Origin of the sequence: Pseudomonas sp. BCRC 81390, from assembly GCF_030341915.1 — a bacterium.
Lineage (GTDB): Bacteria > Pseudomonadota > Gammaproteobacteria > Pseudomonadales > Pseudomonadaceae > Aquipseudomonas.
Map to the genome: position 1 here is coordinate 16,114 of NZ_JATAAG010000034.1, position 20,410 is coordinate 36,523.

The 20,410-nt window shown below is 61.7% G+C and carries 22 protein-coding genes; 11 read left to right on the forward strand and 11 right to left on the reverse strand.

Going from position 1 to position 20,410, the window contains the following annotated elements:
* Nucleotides 1-24: 24 nt before the first annotated feature.
* Complete coding sequence (locus QSV36_RS13055; RefSeq protein WP_289132134.1) at nt 25-459, forward strand: hypothetical protein; 435 nt, start codon at nt 25-27, stop codon at nt 457-459.
* Between the two features lie 273 nt (nt 460-732).
* On the opposite strand, the gene pbpG is transcribed toward QSV36_RS13055, so the two are convergent.
* Nucleotides 733-1,659 (reverse strand): D-alanyl-D-alanine endopeptidase, encoded by a 927-nt coding sequence (gene pbpG, locus QSV36_RS13060; RefSeq protein ID WP_289132135.1) that lies wholly within the window; start codon nt 1,657-1,659, stop codon nt 733-735.
* A 307-nt stretch (nt 1,660-1,966) separates the two neighbouring features.
* On the opposite strand from pbpG, the gene QSV36_RS13065 reads away from it, so the two are divergent.
* Complete coding sequence (locus QSV36_RS13065) at nt 1,967-2,335, forward strand: hypothetical protein (protein WP_289132137.1); 369 nt, start codon at nt 1,967-1,969, stop codon at nt 2,333-2,335.
* A 41-nt stretch (nt 2,336-2,376) separates the two neighbouring features.
* Here the strand turns inward: QSV36_RS13065 and QSV36_RS13070 are convergent, their stop codons facing one another.
* Nucleotides 2,377-2,781, reverse strand: coding sequence for a MerR family transcriptional regulator (locus QSV36_RS13070; RefSeq protein WP_289132139.1), 405 nt, complete (start codon nt 2,779-2,781; stop codon nt 2,377-2,379).
* 72 nt (nt 2,782-2,853) lie between these two features.
* On the opposite strand from QSV36_RS13070, the gene QSV36_RS13075 reads away from it, so the two are divergent.
* Entirely contained in the window at nt 2,854-3,918 is a 1,065-nt protein-coding gene (locus QSV36_RS13075) for an SDR family oxidoreductase (protein WP_289132141.1), read from the forward strand.
* Nucleotides 3,919-4,021: 103 nt separating this feature from the next.
* Here QSV36_RS13075 and QSV36_RS13080 read toward each other — a convergent pair whose 3' ends face one another.
* The 5 genes from QSV36_RS13080 to QSV36_RS13105 all read right to left on the reverse strand — a co-directional run bounded on the left by QSV36_RS13080 (nt 4,022) and on the right by QSV36_RS13105 (nt 8,198).
* Entirely contained in the window at nt 4,022-5,260 is a 1,239-nt protein-coding gene (locus QSV36_RS13080; protein WP_289132143.1) for a DUF2599 domain-containing protein, read from the reverse strand.
* A 104-nt stretch (nt 5,261-5,364) separates the two neighbouring features.
* The gene (locus tag QSV36_RS13085; protein WP_289132145.1) at nt 5,365-5,718 is read right to left on the reverse strand and encodes a DUF2599 domain-containing protein; all 354 of its coding nucleotides are present in this window, start codon (nt 5,716-5,718) and stop codon (nt 5,365-5,367) included.
* A 169-nt stretch (nt 5,719-5,887) separates the two neighbouring features.
* Entirely contained in the window at nt 5,888-6,562 is a 675-nt protein-coding gene (locus tag QSV36_RS13090) for a polysaccharide lyase family 7 protein (RefSeq protein ID WP_289132147.1), read from the reverse strand.
* 444 nt (nt 6,563-7,006) lie between these two features.
* Complete coding sequence (locus tag QSV36_RS13100; RefSeq protein WP_289132530.1) at nt 7,007-7,825, reverse strand: S24 family peptidase; 819 nt, start codon at nt 7,823-7,825, stop codon at nt 7,007-7,009.
* Nucleotides 7,826-8,015: 190 nt separating this feature from the next.
* Complete coding sequence (locus QSV36_RS13105; RefSeq protein WP_170029369.1) at nt 8,016-8,198, reverse strand: hypothetical protein; 183 nt, start codon at nt 8,196-8,198, stop codon at nt 8,016-8,018.
* A 192-nt stretch (nt 8,199-8,390) separates the two neighbouring features.
* Between QSV36_RS13105 and QSV36_RS13110 the strand changes: the two genes are divergently transcribed.
* On the forward strand, nt 8,391-9,212 hold the full coding sequence (locus QSV36_RS13110) for a shikimate 5-dehydrogenase (RefSeq protein ID WP_289132151.1): 822 nt from the start codon (nt 8,391-8,393) through the stop codon (nt 9,210-9,212).
* 66 nt (nt 9,213-9,278) lie between these two features.
* Here the strand turns inward: QSV36_RS13110 and QSV36_RS13115 are convergent, their stop codons facing one another.
* From QSV36_RS13115 to QSV36_RS13125, 3 genes are all read right to left on the reverse strand, one after another.
* On the reverse strand, nt 9,279-9,521 hold the full coding sequence (locus QSV36_RS13115; RefSeq protein ID WP_289132152.1) for a hypothetical protein: 243 nt from the start codon (nt 9,519-9,521) through the stop codon (nt 9,279-9,281).
* Nucleotides 9,522-9,618: 97 nt separating this feature from the next.
* Nucleotides 9,619-10,146, reverse strand: a complete 528-nt coding sequence (gene gloA / locus QSV36_RS13120; RefSeq protein WP_289132154.1) for a lactoylglutathione lyase — start codon at nt 10,144-10,146, stop codon at nt 9,619-9,621.
* Between the two features lie 225 nt (nt 10,147-10,371).
* Nucleotides 10,372-10,731 (reverse strand): histone-like nucleoid-structuring protein, MvaT/MvaU family, encoded by a 360-nt coding sequence (locus QSV36_RS13125; protein ID WP_225777363.1) that lies wholly within the window; start codon nt 10,729-10,731, stop codon nt 10,372-10,374.
* A gap of 358 nt (nt 10,732-11,089) precedes the next feature.
* On the opposite strand from QSV36_RS13125, the gene QSV36_RS13130 reads away from it, so the two are divergent.
* Nucleotides 11,090-12,379, forward strand: a complete 1,290-nt coding sequence (locus tag QSV36_RS13130; protein ID WP_289132156.1) for an OprD family porin — start codon at nt 11,090-11,092, stop codon at nt 12,377-12,379.
* A 67-nt stretch (nt 12,380-12,446) separates the two neighbouring features.
* Nucleotides 12,447-13,196: a precorrin-6A synthase (deacetylating) gene (cobF, locus tag QSV36_RS13135; RefSeq protein WP_289132158.1), complete on the forward strand. Its 750-nt coding sequence runs from the start codon at nt 12,447-12,449 to the stop codon at nt 13,194-13,196.
* Between the two features lie 12 nt (nt 13,197-13,208).
* Here cobF and QSV36_RS13140 read toward each other — a convergent pair whose 3' ends face one another.
* Nucleotides 13,209-13,559, reverse strand: a complete 351-nt coding sequence (locus QSV36_RS13140) for a response regulator (RefSeq protein WP_289132160.1) — start codon at nt 13,557-13,559, stop codon at nt 13,209-13,211.
* A gap of 248 nt (nt 13,560-13,807) precedes the next feature.
* On the opposite strand from QSV36_RS13140, the gene QSV36_RS13145 reads away from it, so the two are divergent.
* The 5 genes from QSV36_RS13145 to QSV36_RS13165 are packed head-to-tail and all read left to right on the forward strand — an operon-like array spanning nt 13,808 to nt 20,309.
* The gene (locus tag QSV36_RS13145; protein ID WP_289132162.1) at nt 13,808-17,278 is read left to right on the forward strand and encodes a response regulator; all 3,471 of its coding nucleotides are present in this window, start codon (nt 13,808-13,810) and stop codon (nt 17,276-17,278) included.
* Complete coding sequence (locus QSV36_RS13150; RefSeq protein ID WP_289132165.1) at nt 17,275-18,096, forward strand: CheR family methyltransferase; 822 nt, start codon at nt 17,275-17,277, stop codon at nt 18,094-18,096. Before QSV36_RS13145 ends, QSV36_RS13150 begins: the two co-directional genes overlap by 4 nt.
* Nucleotides 18,093-18,668: a chemotaxis protein CheB gene (locus QSV36_RS13155; protein WP_289132166.1), complete on the forward strand. Its 576-nt coding sequence runs from the start codon at nt 18,093-18,095 to the stop codon at nt 18,666-18,668. The genes QSV36_RS13150 and QSV36_RS13155 overlap by 4 nt, the downstream gene beginning before the upstream one ends.
* Nucleotides 18,662-19,888 carry a hybrid sensor histidine kinase/response regulator gene (locus QSV36_RS13160; RefSeq protein WP_289132168.1) on the forward strand — a complete coding sequence of 409 codons (1,227 nt, stop codon included), beginning with the start codon at nt 18,662-18,664 and terminating at the stop codon, nt 19,886-19,888. Before QSV36_RS13155 ends, QSV36_RS13160 begins: the two co-directional genes overlap by 7 nt.
* 43 nt (nt 19,889-19,931) lie before the next feature.
* On the forward strand, nt 19,932-20,309 hold the full coding sequence (locus QSV36_RS13165; RefSeq protein ID WP_225777371.1) for a response regulator: 378 nt from the start codon (nt 19,932-19,934) through the stop codon (nt 20,307-20,309).
* Nucleotides 20,310-20,410: the final 101 nt, after the last annotated feature.

Consider the following 20,410-nt stretch of genomic DNA (forward strand, 5'->3'; position numbering starts at 1 on the left):
TTTTCTTATTGCAGGGAGAAATATATGACCGCTATCGCAGCAAACAGCGTCGGCAGCACGGGCCAAGTGTCGGTCAGCACCTCCAGCGTCGCTGGCCAGGATGTGCAGAAGAGCGAAGAAAGCGGGGCCGGCACCCAGGCCGACCTGTCGAAAGTGAACGCTGGCAGCAAAGCCAAGGGCGCCGAGGGCAGCAGCGACAGTTCTGAACCAGCGCACATCAGGCAATTGCGCGAAATGATCAAGAAGTTGCAGAAACAGCTGGCCGACGAGCAGAAGCAACTGGCTCTGGTGATGGCTCAGCAGATGGAGGAAACGGCCAAGCTGGCGGCCGTGAGCGCCAGGCAGGCGAGCATCGCCACGCTCAATGGTGAAATCCTGCAGGCCACCGCGCAGTTGCTCGAAGCGCTGCAGAAGACCGGTGGCAGCAGTGCGGGCGGAATGGTCAGTACCCAGGCCTGACGCTGGCAACGGCGCCCGCCTGGCCAGGGCTTCTCATGCGAGGCTCTTGTAGGAGCGGATTCATCCGCGATGAGGCCCGCCCAGGCATCCCAGAATGTTCAGCGAGATTGCTGCTTCCCGGTCTGAAGGCGGGTCAGGGCCACCAGGTGTACGCCGGGAGAGTTGCCGCGCCTATCGGATCGAGCGCCGCGCCGGCGGCGCTCGATCCGATAGGCGCCATCACTCTTTCGATGAACACGCCCTTGGCTTAAACGGCAATGTCACCGGGCACCGTCATTCCGCCGCCAGACGCCCTTTGTTCTGCCGCTCCGCCTTGTACTGCATGGCCACCGCCGGCGCTGGCTTGGCGGTACCGGTTTCCAGCCACTGGCGCATGCGGCTGGCATCGGCGAAGTGGGTGTACTTGCCAAAGGCATCGAGGATGACCATGGCCACCGGGCGGTTGTCCATGCGGGTCAACAGCACCAGGCAGTGCCCGGCCTCATTGGTGAAGCCGGTCTTGGTCAGCTTGATGTCCCAGTTGCTCTTGTTTACCAGGTGGTCGGTATTGCGGAAGCCCAGGGTGTAGTTGGGCTTGCGGAAGGCCACGGTCTTCTCGCGAGTGGTCGACAGCTCGCTCAGCATCGGGTACTTGCGCGAGGCCATCAGCAGCTTGGCCAGGTCGCGCGCGGTGGACACGTTCTGCGTCGACAGGCCGGTCGGTTCGACGTAGCGGGTGTGCGCCATGCCCAGGCTACGGGCCTTGGCGTTCATCGCCTTGATGAATGCCGGGTAGCCACCCGGGTAATGATTGGCCAAGGTATTGGCCGCACGGTTTTCCGACGACATCAGGGTAATCAGCAAGGTTTCGCGGCGGTCCAGCTGGCTGCCCAGGCGCACACGCGAATACACGCCTTTCATTTCCGGGTTGTTGGCGATGGTCATGGTGAGCATTTCATCCATGGGTTGCTTGGCGTCGAGCACTACCATGGCGGTCATCAGCTTGGTCACCGAAGCGATCGGCACCACGCGGTCGGCGTGGTTCGAATACAACTCCTGGTTGCTGTTCAGATCGATCAGTAAAGCGCTGCCCGAAGCCAGGTGCAGCTTGGACGGGTCACGTTGAACCTGGGCCGGGGATTGTGCAGCAGCGGTCGACGGGAGGGTCGCGGTACCTGTGAGCAACAGCAGCAGGCTGAGAATGGACAGGGATGTTTTCACGTTGAGGCTCACTAAAAGTTGGTATGTCGTTGGCTGTGCAAGGGTTTTCCCCCAAAAACCGCTGCATTCTGGAGTATGGCTGAATTGCTGTCGAATGCCTTATGACTAAAGGGCGCAAGGTGAAGGAAATTTAATCCTGTACCGATTCTGTACTACGGCAGGATAAGGCGTGGGTCAGTTGCTGCACGCTCGGCAGGGATAACCAGCCGCCCTGGCTAATCAGGTTCGGCTTGCCATTTGCCGCTTTGCCCGCAAATTCTGCAACTGGTAAAGTCTGCGCCTTTGTTACCAGCCTGAGAGGGATCTTATGCGGCGCATCATTGCAATGACATTCGGCGGTTTGACACCGAGCTACTACATCCGCCAGCTTTTCTTCGGGGCGCTTTTCGCGGCCTTGATTCTGGGCTTCGCTGCCAATAGCCCCACCGGCCTGACCGGCAAACCCGGCCTGCTGCTGATGGCAGTCGTCTCGACCTTGTTATACCCGTACTCTCGTTTCGTCTACGAAAGCGTAGTGGGCTTCATCATGGGTAATAATGTCTTTTTCGTAAACGCGCTGTTCATGTTGGCGGTCAAGGTCTTCACCATGGCGCTTTGCTGGTCAATGGCGATTTTCGTCGCTCCAGTAGGCTTGGCCTATCTGTACTGGCACCACAGCCGAAGCGTTTCCCAGTAAGCAAGCGCTAACCCTTGAACCCAGCCATTGCGCTGGGTTTTTTATTGCCTGGAGACAGCCTTCTGTACAGGAAGGTTCGGCACCATCAGCCCTTTGGCGATAGCGCTGGCTTCAAGCTTCGCCCGCTCCGCATCCAGTGACGCATAGGCACCCTGCAGGGTGACGATCTTCGCCTGGATTTCGGCCATCTTTTCCGCGATCAAGGCCGCGCCCTGGGCGCAATTGATCGTGTTGCCGCGCTTGGCAGCCAGGATCTCGCCGATCGCCGCAAGCGAAAACCCCATGCTCTGGGCAAGCTGAATGAACTGCAGGTCGGCAACGGTCTGTTCGCTGTAATCGCGGTAGTTGTTGGCCCGTCGATGGGCGCCGATAAGCCCGAGCTTTTCGTAATAGCGCAAGGCGTGACGGCCGATGCCACTGCGGCGCTCCAGTTCCGCAACATTCACAGTAAAATTCCTTGACTGTAGACCAGGCTCTATACCTTAGCCTGCGCCGATCATGCAAACAAGGATTCGGTCATGGCTGTGGAATGCTTCGTTACAGGCGGTAGCGGATTTGTCGGGCAACATTTGCTGGCCCGTCTTTCCGCGACTGGGCACAAGACCTGGGTGCTCATGCGCAACCCTGAAAACATTGCGTCTCTCAGAGAGCAGGTCGGCCAGCTGGGCGGTAACCCGGCGAACATCCATGCCGTTGCGGGTGATATCAGCCGGGACGGGCTTGGCCTCTGCGAGGCAGACCGGCAGTGCGTGTCGCGCGTCTCGGTGGTCTTCCACCTGGCGGCGGCGTTTTCCTGGGGGCTGACGATGGAGCGTGCCCGCGCGATCAATGTGCAAGGCGCGCTGAGGGTCGCCAGGCTGGCGGCTAGCCTGGGTGTGCGGTTGCTGATGGTGGGCGGCTACATGGTGCATAACCTTGCCTTCCTTGGGCGTATCGGGGTTGATCACGAATGCCCGGAAAACACTGACTGGCCAGCCGTCTATAGCCGCGTGGGTGGCTACGAAGGCAGCAAGCTCGAGTCGCATTTCGCAGTCATTCGCTACCTGCAGGAAGCACGTGTGGATTACACCATCGTTCACCCGGCAACGGTGGGTGGGCACAGCGAGAGTGGTCACATCCTGGCAGGCCAGCCACTGGTCGAGCTCATTCACAATCTGGCGCGAGGGCGTTTCAAGGCGGTTCCCGGTTCCGCCCGGCACTGGTTGCCAATGGTCAGCGTCGATTACCTGGTGACGCTGATGACCTGCGTAGCGTTCGACCCTTTGCTGGCCAACCGGCAGGTGCTGGCGCTCAATGAGCACACCCCCAGCCTGCCGGGGTTGCTCGAAGCGCTGGCAAAAACGCTGGGGGTCAAGGCACCGCGGCGTCATGTCGCGATCGGGTTGCTCCGCTGGCTGGCGAAGATTCCCGGGCTGGCCGCCCGCTTGCAGATTCGCGCCGAGTCATTGAACTTCATCCAGACGCAGCGCTTCGACATGAGCGAAAGCCAGCAACTGGAGCGCAAGTATCGGTTGACGCATCCCGACATGGCGCAAACCCTGGAGAGGACGGTGCACTACGTCATGGCTCACTTGCCTGGCTGAGCCAACCCCCTCAGGCCGTGTTCGCCGAGCTGGCGCGTTTCATTGACATCAAGGCCTGGAACCCGCCGATACCGGTTGGTACCGGCAGGCCCGCGCCAATGGATCAATACGGGTTGCAGTATTGCGCTACAGCCGTGGCCTGGTCGACGTACGGGCGCGCCGGCTCAAGGTTCCATTCGGGTTTGTTCCTGACCGGTTTGTTGTCATAGCTAGCTGCCAGGTGGCACACCAGCTGGCGACGCAACGAGCCACCGTTAACGCTGTAACGCCGCCATTGCGCATCGTCCTTGTGCTTGTTGTACAGCTCGGCGAACATCCGGTCGGTCTGATCGTCCTTGATCGCCCGGCCGCACGCGGTGGGCACGACTTGCAGCGACCAGGTGTCTGGCCCCAGTTTCGGATCCGGGCGCTGCACCCAGGTGCTGGACTCAATGTACCTGTCGCAGAACCGCTGCGTGGGCAGCGGCGCTGCCTGGGTGCAGGAGAAGCTGGCCTTGCCGTTGGGCGTGCGCGGGAAGTCGATCTTGACGATGTTGCGGTCCTTGCCAGTCTTGTTCTTGTAGTCGCGCTGGTTGGCCAGGGCATCGTTCAGGCCGCGCTGGTCACTATAGAAAAACGCCAGGATCGGCAATTCATCATCTTTCGGGTTGCCCAGGCGCAGCTCGGTCTGGGTCTGGAACTCCCGGGTGTTGATGGCACGTCGGGCGCCCATGAAGTTGCGGAACGCATTGACCCGGTCCTGGCTGCTCATCGGGTTGCGCATGTTGAAGCCACATTGCAGCTGGTCCTGCAGGCGGTCGTTGTTGAACCGGGTGAAATGGGCAACCCAGGCACTGGCGTTGGTGATGGGTGGGGCCATGGCCTGGCAAACGGCCTCGGTCTGGCTGGTATTGCGGTTATTGCCGCAGCCCCGGTCATCACGGAAATCGGTCCAGGCGTCGTTGGGGAAGGCACAGTACACATGCACCGGCGTCTCGGGGGCGCGCACCAGGTCGATCGGCTTGATGATGTAGCCGTTCTGCGTGTTCATGCCCGGGTCTTCATAGCTGATGCCGTCGGCCCGCATCCACGAGGCGGCAAAGGTCCCCAGCTCTCGCGCCTTGGGGCTTGGGTTCCAGACGTCCCATTGCTGGCCCTTCGCCGGGTCGGCGCGGTGGGTACCCCTGATCAACAGGCCTGAACAGTCGGATGCTGGGTCATTGCCGCAGCTGTCGACGGTTCTGTTGTAGAGGCTTTCCACCTGCCTCAGGGTCTCTTCGCAAGACTCGGCGTAGGCCGACGTGATGTGCAGAAACAACAGCAAGGTCAGCAGCGGGACAATCCGGTTCAAACGTTTTTGCATGGCATGTATCTCCCTGATCAGCCAAAAAACAACCTGCGGTCCAACTTCATTCGGGTACGGCTGCACCTCCTTGCTTGCCAGGTGCAAAGTCAATGCTCGGGTGGTCAGCGCGGGACCGGGTTGCAACCTGCGGCGCGGGTTTCGCTGTCTGATAGCCTTGGCCGGAACGGCTCCAGGTTCCAGGGCGTCTTGCCCTGGGAGTTGACCGCATAGGGGCTGTAGTCCCAGGGGTTGAACGGCCCGTCATTGACCATGCGCAAGGTCACACCACTGCAGTAGTAGTGGCCGCGTGCGGCACCGGTGTCGGCTTCCTGGCAATGGTTATTGATGGTGTTGTAGTTGCGGTTGATGCGCTTGACGGTTTCCAGCGGATCGAGCGGCGCCTGGGCGGCCAGCGCACCGAGGGTGAAGGGCAGGGCACAGGCGATGAGCAATAGGGAACGAACATGCCGGTACATTGCCGACACTCCTTGTCGCACAAAAATGGTTCACGCTTGTAGCCGCAGCGTAGTTAGCCGGCTCTTTGCGGTCAAATGCGCTTGCCAGACAACACCGGCCTCATCGCAAAACGTCCCGGGCTGCCTGCGCCAAGCACAGGGCATCGGGACGTCTTGCGGCTAGCCAAGTTCAGGCATGGAGCAGTGATAGATCGCTGATGATGCAGATCGAGCCATCATCGGCTGGCGTCGTATCGGTGTAATCGACCTGGTTGTAGACGCCGCCATGGAACTCGAACCGGTGCGCCGCCCAGCTGCTGTCGAACGGCAGGTCGCCGGAGCTGCCGGTTACCCCGTTGCAACTGGCGGTGACGTTGACGGTGCCCTGGGCGGTGGCGTGGATGCTCACGGAAAACTTCGCCCCCAGCGGTACGCCCCTGAGCACCGTCGAGTTCACCGGATCGGTCTGGTTGTAGGTCTGCCGGAACCCCAGGGTGATATCGCCTTTTTTCCAGAACACTTTCACCGGCGGGCTGTCGTCGCCGTATACGTGCATCTGCGCCACGACCACCTTCTGCGCCCAGTTGACCTTGGTCAGGGTCATCACTTGACGATTCCAGTGGTTTGGCGCACCGGCCAGCGTCCAGTAGGTCGGCTCCGACCACTCACAGCGTGTCCGCCGGGTACTTTTGCTCGACACGCCTTTGGTCGGGGCAGACAGTCGCACCGAACCGTCGGCAAGCACTGACACATACTCCGGATACTGGGCGATCGCTTCGCTGCCGGTGAGTTCGTCGGCGACCAGGCTGGTTGCGAATTCGGCCACCGGAACGGAAAGGATGAGTTTGCTGATGTCTACGCTCATGGAGGTACTCCTTGATAGTCGATAACGGGTTGTGCCCCTTCGGGCTGGCAGCGACGACGACGCCGCTGTCGATAAAATGATTAGCTGTACGCTAAATTCATGTCAATAGCTTTGGGCTAAATTAATTTCGCTGAACGACAAATCCCCTCCGCGCCAGACTTATCCCCCAACGGGCTTTACGCTGGTTTTGCCAGTGGGCTATGCTTGGTCTGGGTACTGTACAGGAATACAGGTATTGGACTGGCCCGTGTCCAGGCGCATCAAGGGTCTGCTGGCCGAGACGCCTGAGTTGGACCTAGCCTTCAACGATGACGACAGTGTCACCCTGCGTTGGGCGCGCAGCAGCATGGGTGCGCGCGGCGAGCTTGCCGTTGAGCAGCAGGTCAGCGAGGCTGCACCGTTCCGAGTTACACAAAGAAGCCCGCCAGGAGGGCGGGCCTGGCGTCATACCAGGTGCGCATTCCACACCAGCAATACCCTGGCCTGGATATAGATTTCTTCTCGACGGACCATGCGGTCCTTGTGTCGCGAGTTGTCGGAAATCATTTCGAAATGCTCTTCATCGGCGATTTGCAGCCGCTTGACATAGAGGTGGTCACCCCAGCAGAACAGGTAGATGCCATCGCCGACGAACTCACGGATGCTGACGTCGACGATCAGCGGGTCGCGGTGCCTGATGGTCGGCTCCATCGACTGGCCCCAGCCGGTGACCAGCTTCAGGTGGTTATGGTCGCTGAACTCCACACCCAGCTCGCGCAGGTGGCTTGGGCTGACACGGACGTCCCTGAGCATTTCCGGGTAGTCGTGGGGAATCTGCCCGCCGCCCATGGCCGCACGGACGTCATAGTGAGCGATCCATACCTCGTCACCCACCAGGCCAGGCTGAGCCAGGTCGGCCTTGACCAGCGTGGCCTTTACCGGCTCCTCGGCAGCAGCCAGCAGCCGTTGCCGGGTTTCCTCGGGAATGCCTTTGCCGCTTCTGGCCAGCATCTGCTTGACCAGGTCAGCCGCGGATAGCCTGCTGTCGCCAACGTCAGGCAGTGCCTGCTCAGTGGCCGCCATGGTGTCGAACCACCCCCTGGGCAAGCCCTCGATACCCTCGATTCTGCGTGCCACGTCATCACCCAGGTTCTTCGCTGTCTTGTTCGAGAGGATCTGGCTGAGGTGCGCAGGGGCCATGCCCCAGCGTTCTGCGCAGGAGCCTTTTCTCTGGTTGCCGATCAGCTTGACCAGGTTGTGCTTGCGGATTTCGTAGATGTCCATGAGGCGGAGCATGCCAGTGTTTAGCTCATTGCTAAATAGGTTTGAAGGTAAATATTGTCCGTGCCGTGGCTAGCGCCAGGCTAAACCGATCAAGCCTACAACAAAAGCCAGCAGGCCTGCGTCGAGGAAAAAAAGACCCGCCAATAGGCGGGCCAGAAGGGCGTAGGGAGCAACGCACAACAAATACGGGTCAGGCGACCAGGGTGCCTGGTTGCAGCTGTTCGATCAGCGCCTGGGCCGAGGCCCGGCTCGGCATCGGGCCGCTAACGGCTTCGCCATTGCGCACCAGGTACCAGCAGGCGAGCAGGCCTTGTTCACGCAACGCAGCGGGGACGGCACTGCCGACAACGGACATGATCTGGATAGTGGCCATGGGGACCTCCTGTAAACATGGTTCCACCATACGCAGCCGCCGCCGCGGTTTGAAATCAACTTCCTCGATAGTGGTCATTAGTTCTATCAACCCTGCCCGCGGGGCCGGTCCGTAATCACCACAGGCAGGGGACGACCAGTGGTGCCTCTGGTAGGCTGCACAAACGTTTCAGTGATGACAAAGGAGCAGGTCATGTCGACAAGTCCCAGCAGAGACACCGTACTGTGCATCTCCCTGGCCGGTCGCCCCGGCACCTTCGGGGTGCGGTTCCATAACCACCTGTACCAGCAGCTGGGCCTGGATTTCTACTACAAGGCCATGCGCACCGACGACCTTCCGGCGGCGGTGGCGGGTATCCGCGCGCTGGGTATCCGCGGTTGTGGCGTATCGATGCCGTACAAGGAAGCGTGCATGGCCCTGGTCGACGAGATCGACCCCTCGGCGGCGGCCATCGAGTCAGTCAATACCCTGGTCAATACCAATGGCCATCTGAAAGCCTACAACACCGACTACCTGGCCGTGCGCCAGTTGCTGGCACAGCACCAGGTCGACCCGCGCACCGCGTTTGCCCTGCGTGGCAGCGGTGGCATGGCCAAGGCCGTAGCCAGTGCCTTGCGCGATGCCGGTTTTGCCGAGGGCATCATCGTCGCGCGCAACGAGCAGGCCGGGCGGCAGTTGGCAGATGTGTGCGGCTATCGCTGGGTGGCTGAGCTGGAGGACCTGTGCCCGCCGATGCTGGTCAACGTGACGCCAATTGGCATGGCGGGCGGCGCGGAAGCCGAGCAGCTGGCGTTTTCCGAGAACGCCATCGCTGCTGCGGAACGGGTGTTCGACGTGGTGGCGATGCCGGCGCATACACCCTTGATTCGGCGGGCGCAGGCGTTGGGTAAACCGGTGATCACCGGGCTGGAGGTGATTGCGCTGCAGGCATTGGAGCAGTTCGTGCTGTATACCGGTGTGCGACCGACGCCGGCGCAGGTAGAGGCGGCGGTGGCTTACGCCCGGGATATCTGACTATGCCTGTTCCGGCTCTCTTTCGCCGGGTCACCCGCGAAAGGGCCGGAACAGAAGGCATCAGGATCAGAACACCTTGCGCCCTTCATCCAGTTGCTGGTCCACCAGCGCCCGGCCATGGGCCAGCGACACATGTTGTGCATTCTCCAGGTCGGAGAAGAACTTCATCGGCATCGCCATGCGCTTGCTGGTATGCCCTTCGGGGTCGGTAATCAGGCACCCGGCGGCGTAGGGCAGGGGGGAATCGGGATGGGGCATCACGCTGGCGGTGATAGTGTGCTGGCGGTATTCACAGTGAAGAGATTGCATCGTCCTTACCTCGCTGTGGCATGTGAAGCAGTTACCTTCATATACCACGGCAAGGGGCCGGGAGTTCCCGGCCCGACGAGCGCACCGCGGGTAACGCTCAGCCCTTGAGTTCGGTCGGCTGGATGACCTCGACCCAGTAACCGTCCGGGTCCTTGATGAAGGCCAGGTGGTTCATGCGGCCATCTTGCAGACGCTTCTGGAACGTTACACCCAGTGTCTCGAAGCGCGCGCAGGCGGCACGCACGTCCGGCACCGAAACGCAGATATGGCCAAAACCGCGCGGGTCGGTGTTGCCGTTGTGGTAGGCGAACTCGGCATCGTTCTCGGTACCGTGGTTGTGGGTCAGCTCCAGCACGCCGGGGATCGACTTCATCCACTGGTGGCGTTCGGCGTCATCGGCCGGGATCTGCGCCGGGTCGACCAGGGCCAGGAAGTACAGGCTGAAGGCCGCTTCGGGGAAGTCACGCTTGTCCACCAGGCGGAAGCCCAGCACGCGGGTGTAGAAGTCCAGGGACTTTTCGATGTCCTTGACCCGCAGCATGGTGTGGTTGAAGACGAACTGGGCAGTGCCAGCGTCCGGTTGGGCGGTGACGCCGGGCAGGGTTTGCAGATCGTGCAGGCTCATGGGAACTCCTGAGGCAAGGCCGGGCGCAGGGCACCGGCAAAACAGACAGGCTGGCCATGATACGGCAGTACGCCGATTGCGCAAATGAAAGCGCCCTGCACAAGGCAGGGCGCTGGAATTAGAGGCCCGCATGTGCGGGCGCGTGATGGGGTCGCTAGTCCTTTAGCTGTCTCGATACTGAGCCAGCCGTTGTGAAAAAAGTGTGAAGTGCGCGTGGATGTTTCATCAGCGTACCCAGCTTTCTACCGTGGCGGCTCCGTACTGTTCTTTCCAGGCCTTGAGGCCGCGGTGATTGCCGCCTTTGGTCTCGATCCGCTCGCCGGTATGCGGGTTGGTGTAAACCTTCACCACGCGAGGCCGGCGCTGTTGCTTCGGGGCTGCACTCGGCGCCCGGGTCACGGTCTTCGGGTCGAGAATGGCGATGATATCGCGCAGGCTCTTGTCGTAGCTTTTCATCAGGCCGACTAGTTTCTGCTCGAATTCGATTTCGCGTTTGAGGCCGGCATCCTTTTTCAACGCTTCCAGTTGCGCCATCTGTTCCTGGAGCGCTTTTTCGGCAGCACGAAACTCTGCAAGTCTGGACACTGTAATCACTCCTGTACGTCGGGGGTGGCGAGGCGTGACGAACATTGAAAATTAAAAAACGCCGGCCACGCGGGTGGGTTCTGTTGTTCGCTGATATCGAGTGTAGTCATTCAGCGGTACTGGGTAAACTGCAAACTTTTTTGAAGTAAGCCGGGAACTTTCCGGCTGTCACGTACGCGAATTCCGGTTTTCTTCATGATTGCCCTGCTACGTGCTTAGACCATGGTCCAATGGCCCGCCCTAGAGCGGTTGCGCGATCATTTCAGATGATGGCCGTGTATTCTTCGGCCGCCCCGAAATACCGTGGCCAGCTTGCGCCACAGGTTATTTACTCGCTTGATTCTGGATGTTTTCCCGCATGTTTGCCCCTTTCCCCCTCGCCCCCGGGCGTCGTGTTGCCGGCCTGTTCCTGTTGTGTGCCGGTGCCAATGCCCAGGCCGCCGGTTTTCTTGAAGACAGCAGTGCCAAGGTCGAAGCACGCAATGTCTATTTCAACCGGGACTTTCGTGATGGTCACAGCAGTTCCAGCCAGGGCGCGTCCAAGCGCGAAGAATGGGCACAAGGCTTGATCCTCAATGTGCAGTCCGGTTTTACCCAGGGCCCGGTAGGTTTTGGCGTGGACGCACTGGGCATGTTCGGCTTCAAACTGGACTCGAGCCCGGCGGACAGTAACAGCGGCCTGTTGCCGTCTTCTGGTCACGATCCGCGGCACTCGGCCGACCAGTACGCGAAGATGGGCCTGGCCGCCAAAGCCAAGGTGTCCAATACCGTGCTCAAGTACGGTTCGATGATGCCGGACGTGCCGTTGCTCAAGTACAACGATGGTCGCCTGCTGCCGACCCTGTTCCACGGCGCCATGCTGACTTCCGAAGAAGTGCGCAACCTGAAGTTGACCCTGGCCCGCCTGGACAAGTACACCGCACGGGATTCCACCGACCGTCAGGATATTCGCGTGCATTGCAAGAACAAGCGATATGCCTGCGATATCGAGGCCGACCACTTTGACCTGGTCGGCATCGACTACCGTTTCAACGAGCGCCTCAGCGCCCAGTACCAGGTGGCCAGGCTGGAGAACATCTACCGCCAGCACTTCCTCGGCCTGGTGGCCAGCCAATCATTGGCGGTGGGCAGCCTGTCGGCCGACCTGCGCTTGATCAAGAGTGAGGACATTGGCAATGCCCGCGCGGGTGAAATCGAGCACCGCGCGTTCAGCGGCATGCTCGGCTACAGCCTGGGTGGCCACAAGCTCAGCGCCGGCTGGCAGCGCATGTATGGCGACAGTGCCATGCCGTACCTGGATGGCAGCAACCCATACCTGGTCAACTACGCCCAGGTCAACGATTTCGCCGCCGCCCAGGAACGCTCCTGGCAAGTGCGTTATGACTATGACTTCAAAGCCATGGGTGTCCCCGGCCTGAGCTTCTTCACCCGCTACATCAACGGTGACAGCATCAAGGTGCCGGGCAGTGCGGCCGAAGGCAAGGAATGGGAACGCGACAGCGAACTCAGGTACCAGGTGCAAAGTGGCACGTTCAAGGACGTCAGCGTGCGGCTGCGCAATTCCACCTACCGCAGCAACTATGAACGTTGGGCGCGTGACATGGACGAGACGCGGGTCATCGTCAGCTACAACTTCTCGCTGTTCTGATCGCGTGCTTTGCCAAATACCGGCAGGCGCCTGACAATGGTTGCTGGTTCCGGCAAAGGGCAGGGCAATGAAAGACCTGTTGTTGATCGGCATCGGCCCCGGCGATCCGCGTCAGATCACCTATGAGGCGGTCGACGCGTTGCGCCAGGCCAGCGTGTTCTTCGTGCTCGACAAAGGCAGCGACAAGCATGAGCTGGTGCGCCTGCGCAAAGCCATCCTGCAACGCTACCGGCCTGAGGGCGGCTACCGTCTGGTACAGGTGGCCGACCCTGTACGCGAGGCGCATGCCGATGGTTACCTGAGCTCGGTCCAGCAGTGGCACCGCCAGCGTGCGGCCTTGTACGCACAGCTGATCGACCGGGAAATCGGCGCCGGGGAGGTGGGCGCCTTCCTGCTGTGGGGCGAGCCGACGCTGTATGACAGCACCTTGCGCATCCTCGAACGTGTTCGCGAACGCGGCATGGCCCTGCGCCTGCAGGTGATTCCTGGGATCAGCAGCGTGCAGGCCCTGGCTGCGCGTCACCAGGTGCCGCTCAACCGCATTGGTGAACCGCTGACCGTACTGCCAGGGCGATGCCTGGCGTCACAGGGGCGTATCGACAATGTGGTGGTGATGCTCGACGGCCATTGCGCATTTGCCCAGCTGGATGACCCGGCACTGGTGATCTACTGGGGGGCGTATCTGGGGACTGAAGATGAGGTGCTGATTGCCGGGCCCTTGCAGGCGGTGAAGGCGCAGATTATCGAAACCCGCGAACGGGAGCGCAGGCGCAACGGGTGGATCATGGATACCTACCTGTTGCGCAGGGAATCGTGAGGTGCGCTGCGCTCAAGCCGGGCCCACGATAGCCAGCACCTTCTCCCGCAACTGGTCAATGCTGAACGGCTTGCTGATCAGGTGCATGCCCTCTGGCACATCGACGCTTTCGGCATAGCCGCTGGCGAACAGCACCGGCAGTGTCGGCCGCAGTTCGCGCGCCTTGGCCGCCAACGCCTCGCCGCGCATGTCCGGCAGCCCCACGTCGGTCATCATCAGCGCCAGCGCCTGTTCCGGGTTTTCGAGGGTGCGCAACGCCGCACTGGCGTTTTCCGCCTCAATGACCGTGTAGCCCGACTCGTCGAGCACTTCGACCATCAGCATACGGACGATGTCGTCGTCTTCGACTACCAGAAGGTGCATGGTTCCGATCCTGTACCAATTGAATGTCTTTAATCTGTGCTCCGGGCGGCAGCAGAAGTTCCCCGAGGATACCGCTCCATGCAATCAGATGGAACGATTGGCGCATACCACCTTCAAATACTGGCTAAATGCCCTGCCAGACCCGCTAAAGCTGGTTAGACTCGCTTTATTGGACGCAGCAGTGGCAGATAACCACAACGATTGATCGGCCACACTTTCATGGACTTTTCTTGCTCGGGCGTTTTCACATGATTCAAGCAGCCTCGATGGACCAGCGCAGCTTCCGCAAGTTGTTGACCCGCAACGTCGGCCTCCCCTTGGGGGTGGGCCTGCTCGGGGCCTTGGCCTTTGTCGGGGTGATCAATTACCTGCTTACGGCCATGCAGTGGGTCGAGCACACCGATCGGGTCATCGGCAACGCCAACGAGACGGTCAAGCTGTCGATCGACATGGAGACGGGTGTGCGTGGTTTCCTGATCACCGGTGACGAGCGTTTTCTCGACCCCTACGAGGTGGCCAAACCGCGTATTTTCGGCAGCCTGCAGGGCCTGCGCAGCATGGTCGAGGACAACCCGCAGCAGGTCGAGCGCATCGACCGGTTGATCGCCCTGCAGCAGGCCTGGAACGACTTTGGCAGCGACCTCATCGCCCAGCGTCGCAGCCAGGGTGATTACCGCGCATCGATCGGCAGCGGCCGCGGCAAGCGCCTGACGGATGAAATCCGCAAGGAGTTCGACGCCCTGATCAACGCCGAACAGCAGTTGCGGATGGCCCGTAACGAACGGGTCAGCACGGTCACGGTGACGGTCATGGTGTCGTTCGTGCTGTTCATCGTCGGCCTGAGCGCCTTGCTCGCCTACCTGGGGCGGCGCGACCTGCTGGCGCTGTCGGCCAGCTACGATGACAACCTGCACGCCCAGCAACGCGCCACCGAGCGCCTGGAACATCAGGCCTGGCTGCGCACCGGCCAGACCCAGCTGGCCGAGCAGGTAATGGGCCAGCTGACCCTGCCGATGCTTGGTGACAACATCCTGCGCTTCTTCGCCGCTTACCTGGGCAGCGTGGTCGGGGCCTTGTACGTGCGTGACGAACATGGGCACCTGGTGCGGGTGGCCAGTTATGGCCTGGACGCCGAAGAGCAGGCCCGCGAGCAGGTGCTGGGCGACCACGAAGGCCTGCTCGCCCAGGCGGTGCGCGAGGGGCGCTTGCTGCGCCTGGACAACTTGCCCGAAGGCTACTTCCACCTCAGCTCCGGCCTGGGCCGGGGCCTGCCGCGCAGCGCTGTGCTGGTGCCGGCCAGTGAGGGCACGCAGACCAATGGCGTGCTCGAGCTGGGCTTCCTGCGGCCGTTGCTGCCACGTGACGAAGAACTGCTGCAACGGCTCGGCGGCAACATCGGCATCTCCATCGACAGTGCCCGCTACCGCCAGCGCCTGCAGGAAGTGCTGGCCGAAACCCAGCAACTGAACGAAGAGCTGCAGGTGCAGCAGGAAGAACTGAAAACCGCCAACGAAGAGCTCGAAGAACAATCCCGCGTGCTCAAGGAGTCCCAGGCGCACCTGGAAACCCAGCAGGCGGAGCTGGAGCAGACCAACGAGCAATTGTCCGAGCGTACCGAGGCGCTGGACCGCAAGAACGATGAGCTGCTCCACGCCCAGGAACAATTGCAGGCACGTGCCGAAGAGCTGCAACGGTCGAGCAAGTACAAGTCCGAATTCCTCGCCAACATGTCCCACGAACTGCGCACCCCGCTGAACAGTTCGCTGATCCTGGCCAAGCTGCTGGCTGAGAACGTCGAGGGCAACCTCAGCGAGGAGCAGGTCAAGTTCGCCGAATCCATCTACTCGGCAGGCAACGACTTGCTGAACCTGATCAACGACATTCTCGACATCGCCAAGGTGGAAGCCGGCAAGCTCGAAGTGCGGCCGGAAACCACCCAGCTGGAGCGCCTGGTCGAAGGCCTGCGCGGCATGTTCGAGCCACTGGCCGGGCACAAGGGCCTGGCCTTTGAGGTAACCACCGACACCCAGGTGCCGGCCACCCTGTTCACCGACCGCCAGCGCCTGGAGCAGATTCTCAAAAACCTGTTGTCCAACGCCATCAAGTTCACCGAGCGCGGCCAGGTCAGCCTGAACATCGGCTACCAGCCCGACAGCGGCATCATCTTTGCCGTGCGTGATAGCGGCATCGGTATTGCCGCCGACCAGCAGCAGGCGATCTTCGGTGCCTTCCACCAGGTCGATGGCACCAGCAACCGGCGTTATGGCGGCACCGGCCTGGGCCTGTCGATTTCCCGCGACCTGGCGCACCTGCTGGGTGGGCAGATCACCGTCGACAGCAGCCCCGGCAAGGGCAGTGTGTTCAGCCTGATCCTGCCGGAGCGCTACGAGCGCGAGGCCCAGACGGCCGAACCGCTGGCCCTGCGCCCGGCGGTCGATGCCTTGCCGCCTGCTATACCGACACCACCGGTGGCGGTGGCGCAGCAACGTCTGGCCCCGGCGTTTGCCGACGACCGCGAGCATGCACCGTTCGGCAACCGCTGCATCCTGGTGATCGAGGACGAACCGAACTTCGCCCATATCCTGTTCGACCTGGCCCACGAGCTGGGTTACAGCTGCCTGGTCGCGCAGGGCGCCGACGAGGGCTTCGAGCTGGCCCTCGAGTACGTCCCCGATGCCATCCTGCTGGACATGCGCCTGCCCGACCATTCCGGCCTCACCGTGCTGCAACGCCTGAAGGAGCAGGCCAGCACCCGGCACATCCCGGTGCATATCATTTCTGTTGAAGACCGGGTCGAGGCCGCCATGCACATGGGTGCCGTCGGCTACGCGGTCAAGCCCACCAGCCGCGAGGAACTCAAGGAGGTGTTCGCCCGCCTGGAGGCCAAGCTGACGCAGAAGCTCAAGCACATCCTGCTGGTGGAAGACGATGACCTGCAGCGTGAAAGCATTGCCCGCCTGATCGGCGATGACGATGTCGAGATCACCGCCGTGGCCATGGCGCAGGATGCGCTGGCGCTGCTGCGCGAGAACATCTACGACTGCATGATCATCGACCTCAAGCTGCCGGACATGCTCGGCAACGAGCTGCTCAAGCGCATGACCGCCGAGGATATCCGCGCGTTCCCGCCGGTAATCGTGTATACCGGGCGCAACCTGACCCGTGAAGAAGAAGCCGACCTGCTCAAGTATTCCCGCTCGATCATCATCAAGGGCGCGCGTTCGCCGGAGCGCCTGCTCGACGAAGTGACGCTGTTTCTGCACAAGGTCGAGTCGCAGTTGTCCAACGAGCGCCAGCGCATGCTCAAGACCGCGCGCAGCCGCGACAAGGTGTTCGAGGGCCGCAAGGTGCTGCTGGTGGATGATGACGTGCGCAACATCTTCGCCCTTACCAGTGCGCTGGAACACAAGGGCGCGATCGTCGAAATCGGTCGCAACGGGCGCGAGGCGATCGAGCGCCTCGAACAGCATGACGACATCGACCTGGTGCTGATGGATGTGATGATGCCGGAAATGGACGGCTTCGAGGCCACCCGCCTGATTCGCCAGCAAGCGCGTTGGCGCAAGTTGCCGATCATCGCCGTGACCGCCAAGGCAATGAAGGATGACCAGCAGCGTTGCCTGCAGGCCGGCGCCAACGATTACCTGGCCAAACCGATCGACCTGGACCGGCTGTTCTCGCTGATCCGGGTCTGGCTGCCGCAACTGGAGCGAATTTGACTAGCGAACGTAACACCGACATTGAAATCCGCTTGCTGATCGAGGCCATCTACCTCAAGTACAGCTACGATTTCCGCAACTATTCCGGCGCTTCGATCAAGCGCCGGATCCTGCATGCGCTGCGCCAGTTCGATTGCCTGACGGTATCGGCACTGCAGGAGCGCGTGCTGCACGACCCCGGCATGTTCATGCAGTTGCTGCAGTACCTGACGATCCCGGTCAGCGAGATGTTCCGCGACCCGGAGCACTTCCTGGCCGTGCGCAACGAAGTGGTGCCGCTGCTGCGCACCTGGCCTTCGATCAAGGTCTGGATTGCTGGCTGCAGCACTGGCGAGGAGGTCTATTCGATGGCCATCCTGCTGCGCGAGGAAGGGCTGCTGGAACGCACCATCATCTATGCCACCGACATCAACCCGCACTCGCTGGACAAAGCCAAGCAGGGCATCTATTCGATGCAGAGCATGCGCGAATACGCGAAAAACTACCGCCTGGCCGGTGGCCGGCGGGATTTTTCCGAGTACTACACGGCGGCCTACGGCAATGCCATCATGGACAGCTCGCTGCGCGAGAACGTGACCTTCGCCGACCACAGCCTGGCCACCGACAGCGTGTTTTCCGAAACCCAGCTGGTGTCGTGCCGCAACGTCCTGATCTATTTCGACAAGGTATTGCAGGACCGCGCCCTGGGGCTGTTCCACGAGTCCCTGTGCCACCGCGGCTTCCTGGTGCTGGGCAGCAAGGAGTCGGTGGATTTTTCCGCCTATGCCGAGCGCTTCGAGCCGCTGGTCAAGCCCGAACGGATCTACCGTAAATCATGAACGGCGTACGCGCGGTGGTGATCGGCGCCTCGGCAGGCGGGGTGACGGCCCTGTTCAAGGTGCTCGGCGCGTTGCCGGCCGGCTTTGCCCTGCCGGTGGTCTGCGTACTGCACCTGCCGGATGACCGCCACAGCCAGCTGGCCGAAGTGCTGCAACGCCGCTTGCATCGGCCCGTATGCGAGGCGCGCGACAAGCAGCTGCTGCGGCCTGGGCAGATCTATGTGGCCGGGCCGGGTTACCACCTGTCGGTGGAGCGCGATTTCACCCTGTCGCTGAGCCAGGAGCCGCCGGTGCATTTCTCCCGACCGGCAATCGACTATCTGTTCATGTCGGCGGCCGACGCCTATGGTGCCGGCCTGCTTGGCGTGTTGCTCACCGGTGCCAATGAAGATGGTGCCGCAGGGCTTGCCTATATCAAGAACAGCGGGGGCCGGACCATCGTCCAGGACCCTCGCGATGCACAGGTCGCGCTGATGCCGGAGGCTGCCCTGGCCCTGCACCAGCCCGACCATATCCTTACTTTGAGTGGTATCGAGCAGTTGCTCGCTGCCCTGGAATCCAGCGCATGCTAAGCCACACCATCGCCAAACTGTTGATCGTCGACGACTTGCCGGAAAACCTGCTGGCCCTCGACGCCTTGATCCAGGGCGAAGATCGCGAGGTGCACCAGGCCCAGTCTGCCGAAGCCGCATTATCGCTATTGCTCGAACATGAGTTCGCCCTGGCCATCCTCGATGTCCAGATGCCGGGCATGAACGGCTTCGAGCTGGCCGAGCTGATGCGCGGTACGGAAAAGACCCGTAACATTCCCATCGTCTTCGTCACTGCCGCCGGGCGTGAGATGAACTACGCCTTCAAGGGCTACGAAAGCGGTGCGGTAGACTTCCTGCACAAGCCGCTCGACACCCTGGCGGTGAAGAGCAAGGTGTCGGTGTTCGTCGACCTGTACCGCCAGCGCAAGGTCCTTGACCGCCAGCTGCAGGCACTGGAGCGCAGCCGCCAGGAGCAGGAAATGCTGCTCGCGCAGCTGCAGGCGGCGCGGGCCGAGCTGGAGCATGCCGTGCGCATGCGCGATGACTTCATGTCGATCGTGTCGCATGAGGTGCGCACCCCGCTCAACGGCCTGATCCTGGAAACCCAGCTGCGCAAGCTGCACCTTGCGCGCGGCAACCTTGCCGCGTTCAGCAGCGACAGGCTGCAGGCCATGGTCGAGCGCGACGAGCGGCAGATCAACAGCCTGATCCGCCTGGTCGAGGACATGCTCGATGTGTCGCGCATCCGTACCGGCAAGCTGTCGCTGCGGCCCAAGGCGTTCGACCTGGGCCAGCTGGTGCGTGGCCTGGTGGAGAACTTTGCCGCGCAGGCCACCGCGCTGGAAACCCACATCGAACTGCAACGTTGCGAGCCACTGCACGGTGAGTGGGATGAGTTTCGCATCGAGCAGGTGCTGGCCAACCTGTTGTCCAATGCCTTGCGCTACGGTGAGCGCAAACCGGTGCACGTGCGTGTGTTCGAGGAAGATGGCCTGGCCTGCGTGCAGGTGCAGGACCACGGCATCGGTATTGGCGCGGCCAACCAGCAGCGCATTTTCCAGCAGTTCGAGCGGGTGGCTACCCAGCAGGCCAGTGGTGGCCTGGGCCTTGGGCTGTACATATCGGAGCAGATCGTCCAGGCCCATGGCGGGCGTATCCTGCTGGAAAGTGAAGAGGGCAAGGGCGCCACGTTCACCCTGCAGTTGCCGCTGGCAGCCTGCGCACAACAAAACGACCAGGCGCGGGCAACCTCTGCATGAGCCTGGGGTCAGATGGCTGTTGCAAGCATTTCAAGGCGTTGACATGAGTGAAGATGCACAAGATGTGGTGCTGGTCGTCGAGGATGAACCGGCGATTCGCATGATCCTGCAGGATTACCTGGCAGGCGAGGGCTACCACGTACTGGTGGCCGAGGATGGCGAGCAGGCGTTCGCGATCCTGGCCAGCAAACCGCACCTGGACCTGATGGTGACGGACTACCGCCTGCCCGGCGGGATATCCGGGGTAGAGATTGCCGAACCGGCGGTCAAGTTGCGGCCGGACCTGAAGGTGATTTTCATCAGCGGCTACCCGGCCGAGATTCTTGAATCCGGCAGCCCGATCACGCGCAAGGCGCCGATTCTGGCCAAGCCGTTCGACCTGGATACCCTGCACGAGCAGATCCAGAGCCTGCTGCGGTAAAGCTGATGGCCCCTTGTCGCCGGCAAGCCTGCTCGCACGGGTACACCACTGGTCTTGATGTCTGTGGGGTACCTGGGCGAGCTGGCTTGCCGGCGACAAGG